The sequence below is a fragment of the Vibrio sp. La 4.2.2 genome, from assembly GCF_027586995.1.
Taxonomy (GTDB): Bacteria; Pseudomonadota; Gammaproteobacteria; order Enterobacterales; family Vibrionaceae; genus Vibrio; species Vibrio mediterranei.
The window spans coordinates 311,777-333,188 of record NZ_JAPPTJ010000005.1; the positions used below are offsets into that span (position 1 = coordinate 311,777).

General features: G+C 44.5%; 19 protein-coding genes. 8 read left to right on the forward strand and 11 right to left on the reverse strand.

Going from position 1 to position 21,412, the window contains the following annotated elements; genetic code table 11:
* Positions 1-120: 120 nt before the first annotated feature.
* Together OH456_RS13405 and OH456_RS13410 are read right to left on the reverse strand one after the other, a co-directional pair.
* Positions 121-1,455 carry a DUF4397 domain-containing protein gene (locus OH456_RS13405; RefSeq protein ID WP_270033656.1) on the reverse strand — a complete coding sequence of 445 codons (1,335 nt, stop codon included), beginning with the start codon at positions 1,453-1,455 and terminating at the stop codon, positions 121-123.
* A 148-nt stretch (positions 1,456-1,603) separates the two neighbouring features.
* A complete protein-coding gene (locus OH456_RS13410; RefSeq protein ID WP_006074386.1) occupies positions 1,604-2,047 on the reverse strand; it encodes a dCMP deaminase family protein in 444 nt (147 codons plus the stop codon).
* Between the two features lie 300 nt (positions 2,048-2,347).
* On the opposite strand from OH456_RS13410, the gene OH456_RS13415 reads away from it, so the two are divergent.
* Entirely contained in the window at positions 2,348-3,127 is a 780-nt protein-coding gene (locus tag OH456_RS13415) for a tetratricopeptide repeat protein (protein ID WP_198558047.1), read from the forward strand.
* Between the two features lie 81 nt (positions 3,128-3,208).
* Here OH456_RS13415 and OH456_RS13420 read toward each other — a convergent pair whose 3' ends face one another.
* The gene (locus tag OH456_RS13420) at positions 3,209-4,132 is read right to left on the reverse strand and encodes a 1-aminocyclopropane-1-carboxylate deaminase/D-cysteine desulfhydrase (RefSeq protein WP_031495093.1); all 924 of its coding nucleotides are present in this window, start codon (positions 4,130-4,132) and stop codon (positions 3,209-3,211) included.
* 449 nt (positions 4,133-4,581) lie between these two features.
* Here OH456_RS13420 and arnB point away from each other — a divergent pair, with 449 nt between their 5' ends.
* The 7 genes from arnB (at position 4,582) to arnF (ending at position 12,179) form a co-directional block, all read left to right on the forward strand.
* Complete coding sequence (arnB, locus tag OH456_RS13425) at positions 4,582-5,742, forward strand: UDP-4-amino-4-deoxy-L-arabinose aminotransferase (RefSeq protein WP_006074389.1); 1,161 nt, start codon at positions 4,582-4,584, stop codon at positions 5,740-5,742.
* Positions 5,743-5,745: 3 nt separating this feature from the next.
* Positions 5,746-6,744, forward strand: coding sequence for an undecaprenyl-phosphate 4-deoxy-4-formamido-L-arabinose transferase (gene arnC / locus OH456_RS13430; protein ID WP_006074390.1), 999 nt, complete (start codon positions 5,746-5,748; stop codon positions 6,742-6,744).
* A 24-nt stretch (positions 6,745-6,768) separates the two neighbouring features.
* Positions 6,769-8,751 carry a bifunctional UDP-4-amino-4-deoxy-L-arabinose formyltransferase/UDP-glucuronic acid oxidase ArnA gene (gene arnA / locus OH456_RS13435; protein WP_270033657.1) on the forward strand — a complete coding sequence of 661 codons (1,983 nt, stop codon included), beginning with the start codon at positions 6,769-6,771 and terminating at the stop codon, positions 8,749-8,751.
* Positions 8,751-9,665, forward strand: coding sequence for a 4-deoxy-4-formamido-L-arabinose-phosphoundecaprenol deformylase (gene arnD / locus OH456_RS13440; protein ID WP_006074392.1), 915 nt, complete (start codon positions 8,751-8,753; stop codon positions 9,663-9,665). The genes arnA and arnD overlap by 1 nt, the downstream gene beginning before the upstream one ends.
* An 89-nt stretch (positions 9,666-9,754) precedes the next feature.
* Positions 9,755-11,407 carry a lipid IV(A) 4-amino-4-deoxy-L-arabinosyltransferase gene (arnT, locus tag OH456_RS13445; protein WP_124939969.1) on the forward strand — a complete coding sequence of 551 codons (1,653 nt, stop codon included), beginning with the start codon at positions 9,755-9,757 and terminating at the stop codon, positions 11,405-11,407.
* Positions 11,407-11,754, forward strand: a complete 348-nt coding sequence (locus OH456_RS13450; protein ID WP_124939968.1) for an EamA family transporter — start codon at positions 11,407-11,409, stop codon at positions 11,752-11,754. The genes arnT and OH456_RS13450 overlap by 1 nt, the downstream gene beginning before the upstream one ends.
* A complete protein-coding gene (gene arnF, locus OH456_RS13455; protein ID WP_124939967.1) occupies positions 11,754-12,179 on the forward strand; it encodes a 4-amino-4-deoxy-L-arabinose-phosphoundecaprenol flippase subunit ArnF in 426 nt (141 codons plus the stop codon). Before OH456_RS13450 ends, arnF begins: the two co-directional genes overlap by 1 nt.
* Positions 12,180-12,202: 23 nt before the next feature.
* Here arnF and OH456_RS13460 read toward each other — a convergent pair whose 3' ends face one another.
* The 8 genes from OH456_RS13460 to OH456_RS13495 form a co-directional block, all read right to left on the reverse strand.
* The gene (locus OH456_RS13460) at positions 12,203-12,838 is read right to left on the reverse strand and encodes a sugar transferase (RefSeq protein WP_236109441.1); all 636 of its coding nucleotides are present in this window, start codon (positions 12,836-12,838) and stop codon (positions 12,203-12,205) included.
* 10 nt (positions 12,839-12,848) lie between these two features.
* On the reverse strand, positions 12,849-14,036 hold the full coding sequence (locus OH456_RS13465) for a glycosyltransferase family 2 protein (RefSeq protein ID WP_270033658.1): 1,188 nt from the start codon (positions 14,034-14,036) through the stop codon (positions 12,849-12,851).
* Between the two features lie 39 nt (positions 14,037-14,075).
* The gene (locus OH456_RS13470) at positions 14,076-15,191 is read right to left on the reverse strand and encodes a glycosyltransferase (RefSeq protein WP_270033659.1); all 1,116 of its coding nucleotides are present in this window, start codon (positions 15,189-15,191) and stop codon (positions 14,076-14,078) included.
* A gap of 132 nt (positions 15,192-15,323) precedes the next feature.
* Complete coding sequence (locus OH456_RS13475) at positions 15,324-16,754, reverse strand: GumC family protein (RefSeq protein WP_270033660.1); 1,431 nt, start codon at positions 16,752-16,754, stop codon at positions 15,324-15,326.
* A complete protein-coding gene (locus OH456_RS13480; RefSeq protein WP_270033661.1) occupies positions 16,751-17,872 on the reverse strand; it encodes a glycosyltransferase family 1 protein in 1,122 nt (373 codons plus the stop codon). The genes OH456_RS13475 and OH456_RS13480 overlap by 4 nt, the downstream gene beginning before the upstream one ends.
* 37 nt (positions 17,873-17,909) lie before the next feature.
* Positions 17,910-18,644, reverse strand: a complete 735-nt coding sequence (locus tag OH456_RS13485; protein ID WP_198558040.1) for an acyltransferase — start codon at positions 18,642-18,644, stop codon at positions 17,910-17,912.
* A 105-nt stretch (positions 18,645-18,749) separates the two neighbouring features.
* Positions 18,750-20,138, reverse strand: coding sequence for an O-antigen ligase family protein (locus OH456_RS13490; RefSeq protein WP_124939960.1), 1,389 nt, complete (start codon positions 20,136-20,138; stop codon positions 18,750-18,752).
* 60 nt (positions 20,139-20,198) lie between these two features.
* A complete protein-coding gene (locus OH456_RS13495) occupies positions 20,199-21,335 on the reverse strand; it encodes a glycosyltransferase (protein WP_270033662.1) in 1,137 nt (378 codons plus the stop codon).
* Positions 21,336-21,412 lie beyond the last annotated feature (77 nt).

The window sequence follows — 21,412 nt, forward strand, 5'->3', positions numbered from 1 at the left end:
AATTATAAGATCGCGGATTGTAGTGGACTAAAACATATATGGGAAGAGAATTAGTGGTGAGTCTGAGCAAAAAGTCCGCTAAATGATCATTGCGGACTTTGGTTAGAAGCGAGCTATTAGTTATTTGTCGACATTGAGGGCAATTGAGTTTTCAGTTGCGAACGCTGTCGCGACGTTACCATTAGCTAATGTGATTCCAGAAGCAGACAAGAGTACGTTTGTCGTTCCAGCGGCTGCGACGGCAAAATCATAGGTTCCAGCATTGACCTCTAGTACAGCGGTATCTTTAAAGTTAACGCCTTCCAAAACAACGGTGTTCGCAGAGAATCCGGTGCCCGCTGCTGCTGCGTGAATATCAACGGTGCCTGCAACTGGATTTGCGTGTAATACACGTAGTTTTGCGTAGGAGGCCACACTTCTGAGATCATCTTCGATCACCACAGGTTCAATAGATTGATCCGAAAAACGTCCCACGGCAAAAATCGTCGTTTCCGAGCCAGCAGAAAATAATGTTCCTGGAGCTTGGATTGCTTCTGGTGTAGTTGCTCCAGTAGGGGTGACGGTTAAGTTATACGACGAAGCGGCCAAATCAAGGCTTTTGATTTTTTCAAAACCAATAACATTTAATCCTGTCACTACGTTACCTGATGCTCGAACGTCGACGTCACCGAGGTCGGCAACGGCATGACCTACTCGCACTGTTGCTTTTTCTCCTGTACTACGCAACACGCTGACAGCGGAACCGTCAGCAACCAGCAAATTAACAGGTGATACCATTCCTCCACTGACATTTGGCACAGCGGTAACCATTAGATCGCTGCCACCGTCTAATGTCAGGGTTCCACTGTCGTAAACTACATCTGCATCAGTACTCTTTCCAGCCAGCGTAATTCTAATGCGATAATCACCCGCAGGTAATGTAACAGGGAGCTGAGATTCGTCTTCTTTGAAAGTAAGGTCTGAAACAGCGATAGTGCTGGCACTAATACTTGGATCTGTCGTCAGGTGAATATCGACGCCACCAACTCCCGGATGACCGTGTAATACGTCCAATCGCACGGATTGAGCGCCTGGACCGCTGGTCGAACGTGACAAAATTACAGGCTCGATTGCGTTAACGTTATTTACCGCAAAAACGTCATACTGCATGTCTGGTGCAAAATTGACAGCATTAGCAGTGATGACATCCGCGGTCGTATCTCCTGCCAATAAACCTCTGACGATGAGGTCGTGATTGCCCGCATCTACAGTAATTAGCCCGCTGCCTTGTTGATAATCTACTTCAGAAAGTCCGCTGGCGATAGCTCCGTCAAGTAATATTGAAACCTGCGGTGCATCAGCACTAGCATGCGTTACACGAAGTTGAGAAGTAGGGGTTGAGTCGTGAGAGTCGCTTCCACAGCCAGCTAGGAACGTTGCTGCAGAAGCAAATAGTGAAAGTTTGACGATGTTCATGTTAAGCCTCATTGCATTCATTATTTGCAATTTGGCTTACGGTTTCCCTAGGCTATCAGTTCATTGCGTGTAGAGTAATTAGCTCTTTAGTTAAGAATAAGGTGGTAAGTTCTAAACTAAAAGATAAGCACTCGGACTGCTATGATTTCTAATCTAGTTGTTCTAAAGGTAGCCAATTTACATGAACACCTGCTTGCTCAAACATATCTTGGCTCAGTGAAATTTTTTCACCCCAACGAGACAGAAAGTCTTCCGTTTGTTGCGGACAGTGCACGACCGAAATACCAGTTTGAATAATCTTTGCAGCGCAATTAGGGCATGGGAAATGGGTAACCCAGATCTCACAACCGTCTAAATCTCTCTTTGCAAATAAAATTGCGTTCTCTTCAGCATGCAGAGTTTTGAGATATTTGGTTTCTCGTTCATCGACTTCTGCACTATCAGAAATGCCATGGGGATACCCATTAAAGCCGACAGAAACGATTCGATTATTTTTGGTAATAACGGCACCAACTTGCGTCGATGGGTCTTTACTCCAGGAACCAACCAGTTCCGCCATCTGAATGAATCGTTTCGCCCATTTAGAGACCATAACTACTCCGTTCTTTATCTAATTTGACCAATTCAAAATCTTTTTTGAGTGTACAAAACTTACTAGGGTAAAACGAGGGATTTCTGTAAACGATTGCAAGGCTGAGCCTTGTAGGCTCAAATAGGGCGGGACTTGAAAAGGCAAACGATATATTTGTGCTTAGTTTGCGTTCAACCCACAACATTTTTGTGACTAATACGAAATTCTTTGTCAGAGTATCGCTAATTCTGTTTTAATTAGTCAGAAGATTATTAATCATATGGCAGAATTTGACGACGTCTTTAAGGATAGGAATAAACAATGCGAAAAACACTGTTAGCGGTTTCCCTATGTGGTCTGTGTTTTAGTGCAGGAAGCCTTGCGTTTGTAAAAGATTGGTCAACAGTGAGCGTAAAAAAAGTTGAGCAAGGTGCCAAGCAAGGCGATCTATTTGCTCAAATAGAGTTGGGTGACCGCTATGCTGACGGCAATGGTGTCAAAGAAAATGACGCCAAAGCGGTGGAGTGGTATCACAAAGCGGCCAAACAAGGCAGCGAATCCGCCATGTACAAGCTAGGCATGATGTACGACAACGGTCATGGTGTAAATTACGATGCCAAAGAAGCGGCGTCATGGTTCGAAAAAGCGTCTCAAAAAGGTAGTGTTCAAGCCCAGTATTATTTGGCTGGTATGTACAAATGGGGACGCGGTGTTCCCAAGAGTAATAGTAAGGCAGTAGAGTATTATCAATTAGCTGCTGAACGCAACTTTGATGTAGCACAGAATAGTTTGGGCGTAATGTATGCTAAAGGGCTGGGCGTCGAGCGTGATGATCTTGAAGCAGTAAAGTGGTATCGAAAGGCTGCTGAGAACGGATACGCTTATGGGCAGCGAAATTTGGCTTATAAGTATTCATTAGGAGAGGGCGTAGAGCTCAATAATGTAGAAGCTTATGCTTGGGCCTCTGTTGCATCTACTAATGGTTATGCGACGGCGGAAAAGCTCCGTGATGATTTAGCGCTCAAGTTAAACGCGGACGAGTTACAGCAGGCTCAACAGAAAGCAAAGCTTTATTTAGAGTCGTACTCTTCGCATCAATGATAGAGCGGAGCCTTCTTAGAAACAAAAATGAGGAGCTGTAGCTCCTCTTTTTGTTTCATGTTGCACCGCATTGAGGCTGAACTACCACTCATTTTTTGGTGCGTCGTATTTTCTGCGATAGCGGGGTAGCATGGTCTCATTACCCAGTATGCCACCTTGGTGAATGTACAATAGAGAAACATCTGGGTTATCACTTAACCAAGGTAGTAGGCAACGCCACATCATTGGGTCGTAAAGTAGATCAAACTCTACGTGGGTTTCAGCTTGTAGTAACCGCCAGATCTCATAATCTTCTAAATACAGCTTGCCAAAGTGATGTTTGTTTTCGAGCTCAAGAATGGTCGGGTAATAAGAAAAGTTACCAAGCTCGTCAAACTGTTGTATTAAGTAATCTTTACCGCCCACACAAGGGCAAGTAAGAACCTCAATACCTTGGGGGGCGAGAACTTGTGCCAAATACAGAGCTGTCGTTCCAGTTCCTGAAGGTAATGCCACTTTAATCTGCTTGTTTTTTTCAAACCTCGACCAACTTAGAATTTCCTCTGCTAACTGCACGATACCTTGACGGGCTGATTGAAAGCGTCCCCCCTCTGGTACGATATAGCTGTCAGTAGAATTGGCGAAGTTGGCTTGTATATAGGCATGCGGATGCAGTGCGTTGGGACCTAGTAGCTCTTTGAGGGAGACTATCTCTGCACCAAGCTCTTTAGCTGCCCTGTAGTTACCATTAGGGTTTTGGTCTAACCATTCTGGTTTGTGATCAACAAAATACTTGAGCTTTATACCTTTTATTTTAGCCAGCGCAGCCAAAGAGGTTAAGGAGTTTGCTTGAGCGGAGCCCCAACCAATGAGTTGAGTAACGTTCGTCAAATCTGTTTCAAGCAACTCAGCGAACTTCCTCGCCTTATTGCCGTTGAAATGACTATGTAGCAAGTCATCTCGCTTCAAATGAAAATCGTGTCCTTGAAACTGATGTTGTGTCACAGGACTGTTATTGAGGTTCACGATCATACCTGACTCAAAAAAGTGGACGCTGATTCTACCTTCTCACCATGATAGACACAAACAGAGCACATACAAATGATTACATTGGCGAGCCATTAAATGTGGCAGAATAGCGCGTTTTCTTAGCTTAGCTTAGAAAGTGTGAAACAAGAGTCAGCTAAATTTACATAAAACTGACTTAGTGCCCTGAGTGCTATGCTGATTAGATAAATCATAGGATTTTCACTGTTAGGCCAAGAATATTTATCGATAAGTGGCACTTTAGTAAATATTATTGTTAATTTGCCGATACACACATAGGTGTGGGTTATATTTGCGGTAATTATGTTCTAAAGGTCAATGTTTTGTATTGCTAAAACGCATCGACCCTTTTAATTCTTTGAACGCCCTAGTAAACTTTGTTGTCCTTCTTCGTGTCAGAGTACACGATTTAACTGTGAGTTTAAAAAATGAGCCAGCCTTTTCTCCCTTTATGTAGACCTGCTGTAGATGAGCAAGACATCCAAGCCGTGGTCGATGTCCTTCGTTCCGGGTGGATCACCACGGGTCCCAAAAATGCAGAGTTAGAAAATAAAGTGTCTGAACACACTGGTGCTCCACATGCCGTTGCTCTTAGTAGCGCGACTGCAGGTATGCATCTAGTATTGTTGGCTTTAGGTATCGGTCCTGGAGATGAAGTTATCACTCCATCACTTACTTGGGTTTCTACCGTCAATATGATTACGCTTGTTGGAGCAAAACCAGTATTCGTAGATGTTGATGCTGACACCTTGATGACGGATGCTGAGAAAATTGAATCACTGATAACTAGCAAGACGAAGCTTATCATCCCGGTGCATTATGCTGGGGCATCGCTTGACCTTGACCCTATTTACCAGTTAGGTGAGAAGCACAATATCCCTGTGATTGAGGATGCGGCTCATGCTTTAGGTACCGAGTACAAAGGCAAACCAGTGGGCAATCGTGGTACATGCCTATTCTCTACTCACGCAATCAAAAACGTGACGACGGCAGAAGGTGGTGTACTTACCACGCATGATGCTGAATTAGCTGACAAAGTGCGTCGTTTAAAATTCCATGGTCTGGGCGTTGATGCTTTTGATCGTGAAACTCAAGGACGAGCGCCTCAAGCAGAAGTCGTGGAGCCTGGCTTCAAATACAATATGCCTGATATCTGTGCAGTGTTAGCGCTTGGACAAATGGATCGAATTGCGGAAATCACCGAAAAACGTACGCAGTTAGCGCTGTCTTATCGCAGTCAGTTGGCGTCTATCAAAGGTGTGACGCCACTAGGTTTGGCTTCTCATGAGCACAAACACTGTTGGCACCTAATGATCGTTAGAGTGGATCCTGCTGTTGCAGGCCTTACGCGCGACGACCTAATTGCCGCACTAAAAGAAAAAGGTATCGGAGCAGGTATTCACTTTAAAGCCTGTCATACTCAAAAATATTACCGCGAAAACTACGCGGAATTGTTCGGGGCGATTAACCCTGATTTACAGAATACAGAACGTAACAGTAATCAAATCTGCTCACTACCGCTGTTTCCTGATATGACTCAGGATGATGTCGAGCGTGTAGTTAGCGCCGTTTCAGAAATAATTGGGTAAACCATGAAACACAATCAAGCAATCAACTTTGTCTCTATCGTTATTCCGGTATACAACGAAGAAAACTGTCTACAAGAACTCATTGACCGTACGACCAAGGCGAGTGATAGCCTAGGTAAAGATTACGAGCTCATTCTTGTGGACGATGGAAGTCGTGATCGCAGCGCGGAAATCATTGAAGAAGCATCAGCGAAAGAAGGGAGCCATGTTGTTGGCGTTATCTTGAATCGTAACTATGGCCAACATAACGCTATTATGGCTGGCTTTGAGCAAGTACGTGGTGATTTGATCATCACACTTGATGCAGACCTTCAGAATCCACCAGAAGAAATCCCTAACCTTGTAGCAAAAGCTGAAGAAGGGTTCGATTCTGTGGGGACAGTTCGTAAGAATCGTCAAGATAGTGCACTTCGTCGTTACCCATCAAAGCTTATCAACAAGCTAGTGAAACGTTCTACTGGCGTAGAGATGAATGATTATGGTTGTATGCTTCGTGCGTACCGCCGACATGTTGTTGACGCAATGCTTGAGTGTCACGAGCGCAGCACGTTTATTCCTGTGCTAGCGAATGGCTTCTCTCGCCACACCACTGAGATCGATGTGCATCATGATGAGCGTGCTGATGGTGAGTCGAAATATAGCTTTATGAAGCTTATTAGCCTAATGTTTGACTTGATCACCAGTATGACAACAGCGCCATTACGCCTGTTGAGCATTGTTGGTGGTGGTATCGCTGCGGCAGGTATCGCGTTTGGCGTCATCCTTATGTTGATGCGCATTATGTTTGGTTCTGAGTGGGCAGGTGATGGCCTGTTTACTTTGTTTGCTATCCTATTTGTATTTGTTGGTGCACAGTTTGTGGGTCTAGGCTTACTTGGTGAGTACATTGGTCGTATTTACTCTGATGTAAGAGCGCGCCCACGTTTTTACGTGCAAGATGTTTTAGTCGGTGAAGCCACTAAAAATGCACGTGAAAGCGACGAATTAAAAAATAAAGAATAAGATTTGTATTTAGAGGAATATTCCATGAAAGTAGTAGTGTTTGCCTACCACAATATCGGTTGTACTGGTATTCGTAGCTTGCTAGACGCGGGTGTAGAAATCGAAGCAGTATTTACTCATGTTGATGACAGCAACGAGAACGTGTTTTTTGACTCTGTAGCGAAACTTGCAGCAAAGAACGGTATTCCAGTTTACGCACCTGAAGACGTGAACCACCCACTATGGGTTGAGAAAATCCGTGCGATGAAGCCAGATGCACTGTTCTCTTTCTACTATCGCAATATGATCAGCCAAGAAGTGCTAGATATCGCTCCTAAAGGTGGTTTCAACCTACATGGTTCTTTGCTTCCAACATACCGCGGTCGTGCACCAATCAACTGGGCATTAGTTAACGGCGAAACTGATACTGGTGTAACGCTGCACCAAATGGTTCAGAAAGCGGATGCTGGCGATATCGTTGGTCAAGAAAAAATTGCTATCACTGACGCTGATACGGCAGAAACGCTTCATAAGCGTATGAACACAGCATCTAGCGATCTACTGAGCAAAGTGCTTCCAGCTATCGTAGATGGTTCATTCAAAACAACGGCTCAGGACGAAAGCAAAGCAACTTACTTTGGCCGTCGTACTCCTGCTGACGGTGAGATTAAATGGTCTAACGATTCTCGTACCGTATTTAACCTAGTTCGCGCGGTAACAGAACCGTTCCCAGGCGCATTCACTTTCCTTGGTGAGCGTAAGCTGACTATTTGGAGCGCGGAAGCAAGCGACAAAACATTTGATGTAACTCCTGGTACTATCGTTTCTACTACACCATTAACGATCGCTTGTGCTCAAGGTTCACTGATTGTTAAATCTGGTGAAGCAGAAAACGGTCTATACCTAGGTGGTGAGCAGCTAGCTGCTGAGCTTCACCTTGTTGAAGGCATGCGCTTTGGTCCTCAAGCAAGTGCACTTATTAACGCTAAGAAGCGTCAAAAAGTACTTATCCTCGGTGCTAACGGCTTCATCGGTACTCACCTAACTAAGCGTCTTCTAGACGACGGTGGTTACGAAGTTTATGCAATGGACATGAACTCGAATCAAATCGAAGAGCACCTAAGCCACCCAGATTTCCACTTCGTTGAAGGTGATATCACTATCCACAACGAGTGGATCGAGTACCACGTTAAGAAGTGTGACATCATTCTTCCACTAGTGGCTATCGCAACACCAATCGAATACACGCGTAACCCACTTCGCGTATTCGAACTCGACTTTGAAGAGAACCTGAAGATCGTTCGTGCGTGTGTGAAATACAACAAGCGCATTATCTTCCCATCGACTTCTGAAGTTTACGGTATGTCGACGGATCCTGAGTTCAACGAAGATACTTCACCACTGATCGTTGGTCCTATTAACCGTCAGCGTTGGATCTACTCAGTATCTAAGCAGCTACTTGACCGTGTTATCTGGGCTTACGGTAAGAAAGATGGCCTTAAGTTCACGCTATTCCGTCCATTCAACTGGATGGGCCCACGTCTAGATAGCTTGAACTCTGCACGTATCGGTTCTAGCCGCGCGATCACACAACTTATCCTAAACCTAGTTGAAGGTACGCCGATCAAGCTTATCGACGGTGGTGAACAGAAGCGTTGTTTCACTGACATCTCTGAAGCGATTGAAGCGCTATTCCGCATCATCGAGAACAAAGAAGGTCTGTGTGACGGTCAAATCATCAACATCGGTGCACCAGAAAACGAAGCGAGCATCAAAGAGCTTGCTGAGACATTGGTTGAGAAGTTTGAGAACCACCCACTGCGTGATCAGTTCCCTCCATTTGCTGGCTACAACCTAGTAGAAAGCAAAGCGTTCTACGGTGACGGCTACCAAGACGTTCAACACCGTAAACCAAGCATCGCAAACGCGAAGAAGCTGCTTGATTGGGAACCAAAAGTTCACATGAACGACACAATCGAAGAGACTCTAGATTTCTTCCTTAAAGGTGCAGTAGCAGAAGAGAAGTAATGGAACAGAATGAAGTCACTAAAGTCGGTCTTCGTATCGATGTAGACACTTTTAGAGGCACCAAACTTGGTGTACCTAAGCTACTCGAAATTTTCGAGAAGCACGGAGTGAAGGCTTCATTCTTCTTTACTGTTGGACCTGATAACATGGGGCGCCATATATGGCGCCTTTTGCGTCCCGCATTTCTGAAGAAGATGCTTCGCTCTAAGGCCGCTAGTCTTTACGGTTACGATATTTTAATTCGTGGCACTATCTGGCCAGGTCCTGTGATTGGCAAAAAACTTCGTCCAATTATTGAGGCGGCTGATAAAGCTGGTCATGAAATTGGTTTGCATGCTTGGGACCACCACAAGTGGCAGATGAAAACCGATACCATGTCACCGGAAGAGCTGCGTAGTGAGATTTCCAAAGGCTATAACATGCTGAAGGATATTACTGGTAGAGATCTGCCTTGTAGTGCAGTAGCTGGCTGGCGCTGTACTGATCAAACGCTTATTGAGAAAGATGCTTTCCCATTTAAGTACAATAGCGATTGTCGCGGCGATTCTATCTTTTCTCCAGGTGAAGGAATGGCACCTCAAATCCCAGTGACCTTGCCTACCTATGACGAGCTTGTCGGGCAAGATGGTGTCGACAACAGCAACTACAATGATGCTATTCTTAAGCTTATTAAGCGCGATGGTTTGAATGTTTATACAATCCACGCGGAAGTAGAAGGTATTGTTTGTGCTGAAATGTTTGAAGATTTGATTGTCAGAGCTAAGCAACAGAATATAGAATTCGTACCCATGATAGATCTGCTTGAAGGGGCAGAATCGCCACTTCCAAGTGATGCAATAAAAAACATCGAAATGGAAGGACGAGAAGGGTGGCTAACACACCAAGCGTCATTTGTAGAACGCATGGGATTGTAGTCGCTTTTACGCCTTAAATGTCGCTGCATGTAGATTTGAAACTAGTATAAGCCCATGATGTCATGGGCTTTTATTCAATTGGATGAAGAATGCAACAATCACGAATTAACTGGGCGGTGTGGATACCGCTTTTCTTTATTGCGTTATACATACTACCGCTTGATCTGCGCCCACTGTGGTCACCAGATGAGCTACGCTACGGAGAGATCTCTCGCGAGATGGTGGCTTCCGGTAACTGGATAGTTCCTACCTTTAACGACTTACGTTACTTCGAAAAGCCGATCATGGGTTATTGGTTTAACGCCATTGCACAAGTTATTTTTGGTGACACCAATTTTGCTGTGAGAATTGCGTCGGCACTTGCTATGTTTGGTTCTGCACTATTTTTAGTTTCTCTCGTTGGCAGAATGACAGATCGCCGTCAAGGTTGGCTAACCGCAGGTGTGTTTCTTAGCATGTTTATGGTGGCAGCAATCGGTACTTATAGCGTACTCGATGGCATGTTGGCATTCTGGCTTACTGCTTGTTATGCCGCCTTCTATTTTGCAACGGAAGCGACCTCTACGAAACAGCGATGGTTACACTATGGCTTAGCTGGGTTCTTCTGTGGTTGTGCTGTTTTGACGAAAGGCTTTTTAGCGCTAGCGTTACCAGTTATTGTCGTTATACCTTACATGATTATGCAAAAGCAGTTCCTAGAGATATTAAGATGGGGCTGGTGGGTGATGTTTGTTGCGCTTATCACTTGTTTGCCATGGTCTCTAGCTATACATGCAGCTGAACCAGATTATTGGAATTACTTCTTCTGGGAAGAGCATATCCATCGTTTCTCTGCTGAAGATGCGCAGCACGCTGCGCCGATATGGTATTATGTACCGTTCCTATTCTTAGGAACTCTACCTTGGGTATTTTGGGCTCCGTCTGCTCTTGTTCAGTTAAAGGGTGAGTTTTCAAAGCCACTTATTCGCTACTCTATTCTCTGGGCGGTAATGCCATTTTTGCTGTTCTCCTATGCAAGTGGAAAACTGGCGACGTATATCTTACCTTGCATGGCTCCAATTGCGATTCTATTGACCCATGGCATTATCAAAGCCTATAACAGCAAAGCGAAAGGCCTAACAATAGGTTCGATTATTAATGGTTTATTCTTTGCAACGGTTGCTATTACACTAATGGTGATGTTCTTTATGGGTAAGCTACCTTTGGATGAGTCTGAATCTTATCGTCCTTGGATTGCGTTGTTCATACTAGGATTTTGGGCTACTTGTGCTTTCTATGCAGTGAAAGCCAAAGCGTTCGAACACAAGTTTGCTGCGTATATGGTATCGCCTTTGGCTCTTTTCGCCTTGTTCTCCACTGTGCTTCCAAATACGACGATTGACTCAAAAATGCCAGCACGTTTCATGGAGCAATTAGCACCAAAAGTCACCGATGATATGGTTCTTATTGCGGACTATCCGGATACAATGTCAGCACTAAACTGGTACTTGAAGCGCAGCGATGTCTATCTCACCAAGTCTATGGGTGAGGTGGATTACGGTCTGAAATATGAGGACTCGAAGCATCGCTTCATTGAGTGGAATCAGTTAGATGACTTTATCAAAGAGAAACAGTTGACGGGTCCAGTGCTCTTACACTTTAGAGACCTACCGCCGTTGCCAGAAGGTTTCCCTGAACCAGATGATCACGTTGATCGTGGCCGTTATCATGCGCTGATCTTTAATCAAAAAGATGCCCAGTAATGACAGTACTGCTGTTTGTACTTTCAGTCGTCGCAAGCTCGCTTAGCCAATATTGGCAAAAGCGAGCAGCTATGTATTTTGAAGAAAACCCGCAGCTGTCCGCAGTAGGGAAGCTATTGAGCTTTCCTATGCTTCTTGGAATTGTCTTCTTGGGAACCAGTGCCTTAACTTGGTTGGGTGTACTGAGTCAGTGGGATGTATCAGTTGCTTATCCGTTACTAAGCGTTAATTTCGTTATCATGTTATTGGTTTCTAAATTTGCCTTTGGTGAAGTCATTCTGCCCAAGCAATGGCTTGGTGTAATGTGCATAATGATCGGCGTTGGCATTATTGGAGGAGCTGGTTGATGGTAGCGAAAGATCTTAAAGCCGGCTTGCCAATTGCACTAGTGAGTGTCCTGCTAATATCTACTGCTCAGCTCTCTATGAAATGGGGAATGGGAGGGATTGCATCGCAATGGGACAGCATTGTTGTTTTATTTGAACAGGATCAATTGCTTGAGCTGCTAGTACATGTGTGGTCAGCTTTATTTGGTGTTGGCATCGGCTTAGGATGCTATGCACTGTCTATGGCGTGTTGGGTAATGGCTTTAAAGCACTTACCCCTTGGGGTTGCATATCCTTTGCTTAGTTTGAGCTATGTGATTGTCTACTTGCTAGCAGTGACTTTACCGTGGCTCAATGAGACATTTAGTTGGGTGAAGTTGTCCGGGATCGGTTTTATCCTCCTAGGGCTGACTTTTATCTTTACCGCGAAAAAGTCCAGCCAATAGGCCGGACTTTTTTTGTCTCAGACTTACCTGCCGCGTCCATCAACCATGATTTTTAGAGTTCTAAAGACAATATGAATGTCAGTGGACAGCCAAGTCTTAAATGATGACAGTGACAAGGCATAACTGTGGTCGTAACCAACCTTACTTCTCACATCTTCAATGCACGTATCATAACCTTGATTAACTTGTGCTAGTCCAGTGATACCGGGCAGGACGTCGTAAGTTCGTTCTACAAAGAATGGAATGTCATTCTCAAGCTTGTTATAGAAGTCAGGGCGTTCTGGTCTTGGCCCTATGAGCGACATATCGCCTTTGAGTACATTAATAAACTGCGGGAGTTCATCAAGTCGGGTTTTGCGAAGAAAGCGGCCTACAGGTGTGATTCGCGGATCGTCTTCTGTCGCCCATGTTGCGCCTGAATGGGATTCGGCATCCACATACATTGAACGATACTTGAGTACATAAATGAAATCCATTCTTTCAGGAGTCCATTTCCCTACTCTGAGCTGCTTATAAAATATGGGTCCTCTCGAGGTAAATTTAATTGCTAGCGCTACAGGTAGAAAAGTGATTGCAAGGATGATCATGCCAACACTAGCACCTACAATATCGAAAATTCGTTTTGAGAAGTGAATTGAGCGTCTTTCATAGTTAGTCATAATTATCCTCCTAGCGCGCGAGACGCTGCCATTTTCCATTTTCAAGTCCAAATAAGTAACGAAGCCCACCAATTAAGTTAGCAGTATGGCCAACGATTAAGTATGTAATTAAACGAATGAGTCGCAGCTTTTGAAGAGGTGGGCAGTAGTTCGCTATTGCGGCAATAACGTAAACGGCTACCTGCGAATAAAACAGTACCAAGAAGATAGCGTTTGTTTGCGCCAACCAAAGTGACGAAATCAAGCATGTAATCATTAAGTATGGTGTAAATAGGCGTAGTCCTTTGCCCGAGAAAAAGGTAAATGCAGTCCGACCATATTGCGGCGAGAATAGATCAAACAACATGATGACCTGTTGCATGTTGCCAGCTGAGATACGTAATCGTCGCCGAAAGTCTTGGGCTGATTCAGTGGGTTCTTGCTCGATGGCATTCATATTAGGTGCGTATGCGGCTTGATAGTGATGGCGAACAATCCTCATCGGAATGATGAAATCATCGTTGATTGTATTGTCCGGTAACAATTCAAATAGCGGTGTACGTATGAAATACAGTGCTCCATGTGCACCAATCGTAGACCCCATAGTGGATTCACGATATTTGATGTTGTTTTGGTATTGCCAGTAGTCTGACTCTCCGGTTTGACCGGCATGAAGCAGCTGATAGGTTGAGTTTACGACACCGATGTTCTGATCTTTGAAGAACTCACTGGCAATTAGAAGGGCATCTACGGAGATAATTGCTGAAACATCTGAAATGCAAGTAATATCACTGTCGACTTTCGGAATGTATCGGTTAAGGACCGCAACTTTCCCGGTATTATCTTGCTGATTGATAATTTCAAAATGGGTATCCGCGCATATGGCCTCTTGTATTGTTGACTCAGCGATATTAAGAGTGCTGTCTTCACTGCCGTCATCAATAATCACAATTTTTAGCTTATCTCTTGGATAGTCTAACGATGCGCAATTTCTGACTTTATCCGCTATCCACTGCTCTTCATTATAGGCAGGTATGATAATGGTAACCGTCGGTAGTACACGATCTCTACGAACGCAACGATAGCCTCTTGGTATTGCACCACTTGTGATTATTGGATGTCGATTAGCCCACCAGCGGAGAATCACTGGATATCCAGCATGGTGATACACTATGAAAAATGCGCTTAGAATGAATATTCCAATCAATACTACTTCCATATTATGTCCTTTCTATAATTAATCTTGACTAGCCAAGAGTTAAGCCTTGAACACAAGATTTCGATAGGCTTCGCTCATTGAACGTACATCATTATTCTCGACAACAAAGTCTCGTGGACAGAATAGGTGACGTGTTTTTAATGCTTTCTCTAAAGCTTGCACCAATGAAAACACTCGATTCGATTTCGTTGTCACACCAGATAAAGGGCATAGAGTTTCCTTTGCCGCACCAACATCCGTAACCACAACTGGAATGTTGCACGCTTGTGCTTCAAGGGGCGAAAGTGGAAATCCCTCACAAACTGAAGGAAGACAGAACAGATCAAGCGATTGGTAAAACGAAGGCATATCGTTTACTAATCCAAGAAAGTGAACCCTATCCTCAACTTTCAAAGCTTTGGCAAGGTCTTTGAGCTCTTGCTCAAGGGAACCTATACCTGCAATAGCGAGGTGGATATCGTTCGAAAGTCGTGCAACGGATTTGATCAAAGTCGCTTGTGCTTTAACAGGTTCTAAACGACCAGCGGTGCCAATGAGGGTAACTTTGGCTGGCAAACCAAGGATACGCCTTGCTCCAGCCTGATTCGCAGGTACGAATCGGTTACAGTCCACTCCATTTTTAATTACAGTCGGCGTGGTATAAGGGAATAGCTGAGAAAGCTGCTGCTGAACTCTTTGCGCATCAGCCACTAAGATTGGGTTAACCACCTTGAGTGCGAGATTTTCTACCTTTTGACGTTTTGCATCGGTTAAGTGCCACATATCGTGCTCGGTATGAATTCGTGCTGGGACTCGGTTGAGTCTTGCTGCAATGCCACCATAGATTAGAGGGCCAATATGATGAGTGTGGACAACTTGAGGCTTTAGTACCTTAAGTAGTCGATACATCACTCGAAGCAGAGTAATTTGTGAACCGGGCTTTTTGCCGAGAAAGAATAGATGTGAGCGATATTTGATAAGTTGTGGCCAGTGTTTAATTGCTTGTTCAAGCTCCCCTTCCAAACTGATGATGAATACTCTTTCATCTTCTTTCGCTTGCTTAAGCAGTTCAAGAACCATTGTTTCAAGTCCTCCAGGAGCGAGGTGTTGAACAACGTGTACGACCTTGTATGTGCTACCGGAGTTGTGTTTTGGAATAAGGGGTGAGCTTGCCATAATTTGCTCCTTGCATAGGCGTTGCATTGTTAATCTAACGTTGCACGGGTTGTGCCAAGTTAATAAGTAAATAAAAACATGTAGTTAAGCTCAAAATACATAGCTTTCCCGATATGACATTCATTCTGAATATCATTCGGCGGCAATCTTAGGAATCGCAGTAATCAAAGGCACACCGGATATTTGAGTGAGTTGATCCCTACGGCGTATAGTTGTATCAAAGAGCTCAAGAACAATTGCCATACCTATGCCCAGAACAAGTCCAGCGATAACACCAACAGCCGCAAATACGGTTGGTGTGAAATTCGTTGGTGAACTGGGTGTATAAGGGAGATCGATGATTTTGACTCGTTTATTTTGCTCAAACACACCTAATGAACCGGTCAATTGTGCCATTTCGTAACGTTCCACTAGTTCATCGTAGAGTTGTCTTTTAAGACTGACATCACGTTGTAGCTTCAATAATTGTTTGGCATTACTACCGTAACTTTGGGCGTTGACGGTGAGCTCATCAATCATAGACTGCAAGCTATTAGTCTCTTGCTTGAGTGATTCGTACCGACCTCGAACAAGTTGGAGGCTGTGAAGCTGGGTAATTAGAAGTGGCTGAATATCGCCTACATCGCTAACTGAAGTCACACTGGCAATATCCCACAGTTGGTCGCTGTTGAGTTCGGGTTGCTCAGACTGAAGTAATTGGTTGCGCTCTTTCTCTAGCCTACTAAGTTCTCTAAGTTTGGCCTGCACGGCACTGTGGGTATCAGTGTATTTTGCTTTAAGTAAGGTTAACGCGCTTCGAGTTTCAATGATCTGTTCTTCCAATTTGCCGACTATCGGGTTGGTTTTGGAGAGTTGCTGATCAAGCGAGCCTAGGCTTTGTTCTACGCCAGATAGCTCAGCTTGTTTTTCCGCCAAAGTTTGCTTAAGCGAGGCTAGTCGGCTCAGATTCTCATTTTGCATTTCAGGTGTCGCTGAAGAGTGTTGGTTGTAATAATCGGCTAACGCTTGTTCGGCGTTTTCTAGCTCTTGTTTGCGTTTCTTAATATGGATAGTCAGAAATTCACTGGAATCTCTGATCGATGAGCGTTCAGGTGCCAAAAGTTCTTCGATAAAGTGAACACTTACTGATTCTAGCAGCGCCTTCATGCCCTCTGGTGAGGATGAGGAGTGTTCAATTTTTATGAAGTCTTTGCCTAATTGAGTAACGGTTAGGTTGGCAGAAAGCTCAGCGATAATTTGATCTTTTTGAGATGCGGTCATGGAGTCATTAATAAGGCTTAGGTCACTTGCAACTGACAACAGCACGTGTCGGCTGTTGAGGAGAGTTTTAAGTGCTGACAGACGATCTTTGAGCATGGTCGAGACGGCAATATCTTCAAGGAACGGATTCATTTTGGCGGTTTCTTGAATCAGCATGCTGGTATGCGATTTATATTTCAGAGGAGTCAAGACGCCAATAGCATAAGCGACAAACGGCATGATCAAGATTGGCATTGCTATCGCATAACGACGCCTCCACGCTGCCGTTAAGATAGCTAAAAGCCTCAGCTTTAGCTCACTCATAAGGCCTCCAAATAGCGCTCTAGTACTTGAGTTCTTTGTTCCCAGCTCTCGCTGTCGACTAGACCTTCAGGAAGCTTAGTCGATTGCTTTGCCGCTGACTCAAGCGCTTTTATCATTTCGCCAACATTTTGAATCACGATGATATGTTCACGGTAGGGCTTAAGTGCCGGAAATTCGGTAGTAATAACCGGTCTTCTTGCGGCTAAATACTCTTTCAGCTTAAGAGGGTTACACGCACTAATTTGTGCGTTTAAGACGAATGGCAGCAAACTGACGGTCCAGTGCTGGCTGTAACATGCGAGTTGCGCATGAGGCTTGGGTCCCAGATAAAAGACGTTGTCGGCCTGTACAATTGGAAACTGTTCTAGTTCGAGTTGACCAATAAATACGAAATCCCAATGCGGCATGGCACTTATCACCTGATTAAGGAGATCATAATCTAGCCAATTAGAAAGACTGCCATAGAAGCCAGCAATTGGACGTCCTCTGTTTGGTAAGTCATTGGCGCGCTTGGTAGGCTGGGAGAAGCGCTGACAATCCACACCATGAGTTAGCAAGCGAGTTTTCCTTTCCGGGAATTTTCTCAGAAGCTTTTCGCTTGCCGTAATGACCATATCAGCCTCTTGAACCAGATGACGTTCATGCTGCAATACCGTGTCATGATCAACTCCTGCGAGCGCTCCAAAATCGTCACCGCAGTAGTAGACAATAGGTAGATTACCTAATCGTTGGCAGACGTCAGCAGCGGTGGGTAATGAACTCCAAATAATGGGATTGTTGAGTTTTAGTCTTTTAATAACGGGAACCAACTGTGACTCCATCAAGGCTGCTGCCAGCTTTCTAGACCATGTTGAACGAGGCGCTGGAATCGTCATCAGGTTTACAATAGTAATAGTCTCTGGTACTGGCTCGGATTCGAGTTTCAGTTGTTTGGACTTATCACGTCGGAGTAGCTTGTTTAGTGCTCGGGCCGCATCGTGTTTAGTAAACTTGGGTTGACGTAAACCAATGGAATTTATCCAGAGTACTTTCCGCTGACTGGCAAGGCGCTTGACGAGATGCTGAGTGCTAGAAGGCAAGGCACCATAGTCTTCTCCGAATACAATCAAATCTCTCATAACATAATCCTTGTTATTCAGTAACGGCCAATTAACGCTATATCGTCTGATCGATATGTCTAACAACTTTCGCAGGGCATCCAGCGGCGATAACATTGGCGGGTAAATCGTTAGTCACGACGCTACCTGCAGCGACGATGGTTCCCTGTCCAATTGTCACGCCAGTTTGCACGGTTACTCCTGTCGCTAGCCAAACGTCTTGCTCTAGGACAATGCTTCCAATGCGATGATCTTCATCGGGTGCACCTTCTGCTCTTTGGCGTGCATTGAGCGGATGTCCTGAGTAACCAAATAATTGACAACGTCCCGCGATTCTCACGTTGTCTTGAATTTCAACTTTTTCGGCAACAGCGATAGTGACCTGCCAACCTATATCAACATTGCTACCGACGATAAGTTCTGGATGTATTGCAGGGTTAGGGTGAGGTGTAGTTCGAGCGCTAAAAGTGGTGTGTCCTGACACTCGGCAGTCATTGCCTAATGCAATTTTCAGGGGACCAGTGACAAGTGGCAATCCGCTGTAAAGATAGAGTGAGTGACCACATTTCGATACGCGCCCTTTAAATGCAGGCGTGTATACAAGTAGTCGAGATAGTGTTTCGATTCCATTTCGCAAAATAGTTAATAACGCATAGAGCGCTTTGTTATAAAACGATGGCGTGGGAATGCCTGTCGCACGCGCTCTTTTCAAAATGACAAAAAGGTTTCTCATTTTGGGATTTGGATGAGACCGAAGCCAATTTTTGAAATCGAATGACGAAGTAGTATTCATTTTGACATTCCTTCTCATTATTCTGAGTCGTAGATTTTAGGATACTAGAAGGGGTATCAAGAAATGCGCCAATAATTATAGTTATATTAATCAAAGGGTTGTCGTCTACTTATGTTCTGGGCTTTCGCACTTCTCAAATTGCGAAGCAATTTGTGACACTGCGATGGTCAGTGCAGCGAGAATATAAATCGGCCATACGAAGCCTTGAGTGAGAAAAGTACCGGATACAAAGGTGCCTATAAGGCCACTGTATACCGCCAGTGCCATTGAGCGCAGATAAGGTGGGATATCCGCTCTACCATCTATGAAAGTGAGCGTTTGCCTAGCACACTTCAAAAGCTGATAAATGAAAAGTAAGAAAACAATAAGCCCAATAAAGCCAGTCTCGGCTAACACACCAAACCAAGTACTGTGAACAGCGTGGTTTAATCCATCCCAATGAGGACTGTAGAAGAAATAGTTATAGTAAAAGTTATCCAGTCCAACACCTAAGACAGGGTTGTCTAGTGCCATTTTATAGGCAGCTTCCCACGCATAGATCCTGCCCATTGCAGATTCATCAATGCCTTCTTCCGCAGCTCCTCCAGAGGCTCGTCCGGATATGCCAGCTAATGAGTAGAGCGCAAGAGCACCGATAACACCTAAAAAGGCAAACAGAGTCTTTGATGGAATGATGCGCCAAGCGTAGAACCCCAGCACCGCAAGTGACCCTAACAATCCTCCTCGGCTTTGAGTTGCGACAATTGCAAAAAACAGAACCGCAGAAGTTAGGAGCGACAGGGCTCGAAATGACCACCCGATTCCTTTCGTCGTCATAGTGGCGACAGTAAATGCAAGAGGAAACAGCAGCACTAAGGCAAGATCATTTGGGTCGCCAAGCATAGAGCCGAAACTTCGACCAATAGTGACCCTTGAGCCTTCGACTAAACCAATACCATTAGCGGAGTTATAGAGTGCAACACAACCTACAACAAGTCCCGAAATAACAATCAGAAATGAAAAACGTGATAGCTCTTTGGGAGAGGTAATCAACCATGACACGGCCAATGTCATGATAATTATTTTGACGTAAGTGCCACTAAACATCGCGATGGCAACGCTTCTATTCGCGGCAAACACGACTCCTATAATGACAATCCCCCAAAATATAAACAGCCATCGGTAAACCGGATGCCAGTAAAGCTGTATTTTTCCACTAATTAAGGTATGCCAAAGTAACGCGGACAGGGCGGCAGCCGAGAGCATTAACGGAATTTTCAATGGATAGAGTGCGGGAAAAACTTCATGAATTCGGAAAAAAGAAAATACGATAAATAGCGTTACCAACCAAAAGGTCTGACTCAAAACAACCAATATAGCGATTGGAATTAGTCCGATAGCCAGACCCACAATAGGGTGGGGTACCAATGCCCATATAAGGCCTACCAGAGCACACAACGTAACACTCAGTAGTGTATGTTTAGAGTGGTTAGAAGAAGGAGTGGCGGTAGTCATCGCCATACCTTGCTTACAACGACATCTAGCCCATTCCAACTGGAATCGTGCGCATCGACGCTAGTCATGACTAAGCTCCAACTCAAGAATGGAATTGCATGTAGCGAGTATGTAAGTAGTGATTGGGCGATAACTCTTCTCAGCATCGTAACACTGAGCAACCTTCATCGCTTCGACGGCAATCGCATCCCTTGAGAAGGGGTCTTTGTAACAATGGTGGAGAACTTTTGCGAGAGAACTGGGTTCATTGCCATTATATTTCAGACAGCTGTAACCGTCTGATAACACTCGACTCCAATATCCATTGTCCCTCGGAATAATAGGGCACATGCCCGCAGCCATCGCTTCTAAAATTAACAGGTTAGCCGATTCATCAGGCGCAGTTGATACAAAAATACTGCATTGCTGCCTTATTTCATCGATATTTCGCCAGCCCTGATACCAATGTAGCCCTTTAATTGGGCGAGGGATAGAGGTGCTTTTATCAGCTGATTTCAGTAATGATTGAGAGTAGTAACAGATATCTCCGTCAATAGGCCGAGGAACTTGTGCCACCGCAGTTAAGAGGTGCTCGATATGATCTTGATTAAGGTCTCCTGCCCAGAAAATTCTCGAGTCTGCGGTTTTTCTTACGGTTGGCCAATCAGCGATTGTGATACCACTTTGGAAGCTTTGCCAGTTTTCATCTTTCAACGTGTTGTTTTGTTGTAGCAGATGTCTGTTTAATTCTTCAGTACCAGCTAGGTAGAAAACTTTCGTGGCTTTTGTTAGGCACCACAGGTTTGTGGCAGAGTCATAGAGTTTTGAATAAACCAAGTGAACGAGCGCATAGCCCCAACACACTCTCAACCAGTAGATTGGGAGGGCCATTTGAGGCTGAGAAAACGATAGCATCACATGCACCTTTGGGAGTGTTGTTAAGAAGTAGAGACAGTAACAAAGCTGGCAGAAGCTTTTGAACCAATCAGTAATTGATAACCGCTTTTTAGAGTCAATAGGGAAAGGGAGTGAGTATATCTGCAACGGGATTTCGTAGTCTTTCAGTCGTGTCCAATGACTGGCTTTCGCGGCTAAGACGCTTATCTGCACACTTTCATTACCGAGCTGACGCAGCAAAGAGTGCAACGCTAAAGTATCGTTGTCTTTAGTGGAATAAGCATCGAAGACTACAATATGTTTTTGGCATTGTTTGGTCATATCTAAGGCCTGATTGAGATGAATAACTATCTCGAGGGATAGCCCATCAATTTGCGTAATAGATATGTTTAGAGCAA

Coding starts and splice junctions, on each gene's coding strand:
- arnA (WP_270033657.1), top strand. CDS start 6,769: ATGAAAGTAGTAGTGTTTGCCTACCACAATATCGGTTGTACTGGTATT.
- arnF (WP_124939967.1), top strand. CDS start 11,754: ATGGTAGCGAAAGATCTTAAAGCCGGCTTGCCAATTGCACTAGTGAGT.
- OH456_RS13490 (WP_124939960.1), bottom strand. CDS start 20,138: ATGACTACCGCCACTCCTTCTTCTAACCACTCTAAACATACACTACTG.
- OH456_RS13405 (WP_270033656.1), bottom strand. CDS start 1,455: ATGAACATCGTCAAACTTTCACTATTTGCTTCTGCAGCAACGTTCCTA.
- OH456_RS13465 (WP_270033658.1), bottom strand. CDS start 14,036: ATGGAAGTAGTATTGATTGGAATATTCATTCTAAGCGCATTTTTCATA.
- arnD (WP_006074392.1), top strand. CDS start 8,751: ATGGAACAGAATGAAGTCACTAAAGTCGGTCTTCGTATCGATGTAGAC.
- OH456_RS13495 (WP_270033662.1), bottom strand. CDS start 21,335: ATGACCAAACAATGCCAAAAACATATTGTAGTCTTCGATGCTTATTCC.
- OH456_RS13460 (WP_236109441.1), bottom strand. CDS start 12,838: ATGACTAACTATGAAAGACGCTCAATTCACTTCTCAAAACGAATTTTC.
- OH456_RS13410 (WP_006074386.1), bottom strand. CDS start 2,047: ATGGTCTCTAAATGGGCGAAACGATTCATTCAGATGGCGGAACTGGTT.
- OH456_RS13450 (WP_124939968.1), top strand. CDS start 11,407: ATGACAGTACTGCTGTTTGTACTTTCAGTCGTCGCAAGCTCGCTTAGC.
- OH456_RS13475 (WP_270033660.1), bottom strand. CDS start 16,754: ATGAGTGAGCTAAAGCTGAGGCTTTTAGCTATCTTAACGGCAGCGTGG.
- arnT (WP_124939969.1), top strand. CDS start 9,755: ATGCAACAATCACGAATTAACTGGGCGGTGTGGATACCGCTTTTCTTT.
- OH456_RS13480 (WP_270033661.1), bottom strand. CDS start 17,872: ATGAGAGATTTGATTGTATTCGGAGAAGACTATGGTGCCTTGCCTTCT.
- arnB (WP_006074389.1), top strand. CDS start 4,582: ATGAGCCAGCCTTTTCTCCCTTTATGTAGACCTGCTGTAGATGAGCAA.
- OH456_RS13485 (WP_198558040.1), bottom strand. CDS start 18,644: ATGAATACTACTTCGTCATTCGATTTCAAAAATTGGCTTCGGTCTCAT.
- arnC (WP_006074390.1), top strand. CDS start 5,746: ATGAAACACAATCAAGCAATCAACTTTGTCTCTATCGTTATTCCGGTA.
- OH456_RS13470 (WP_270033659.1), bottom strand. CDS start 15,191: ATGGCAAGCTCACCCCTTATTCCAAAACACAACTCCGGTAGCACATAC.
- OH456_RS13415 (WP_198558047.1), top strand. CDS start 2,348: ATGCGAAAAACACTGTTAGCGGTTTCCCTATGTGGTCTGTGTTTTAGT.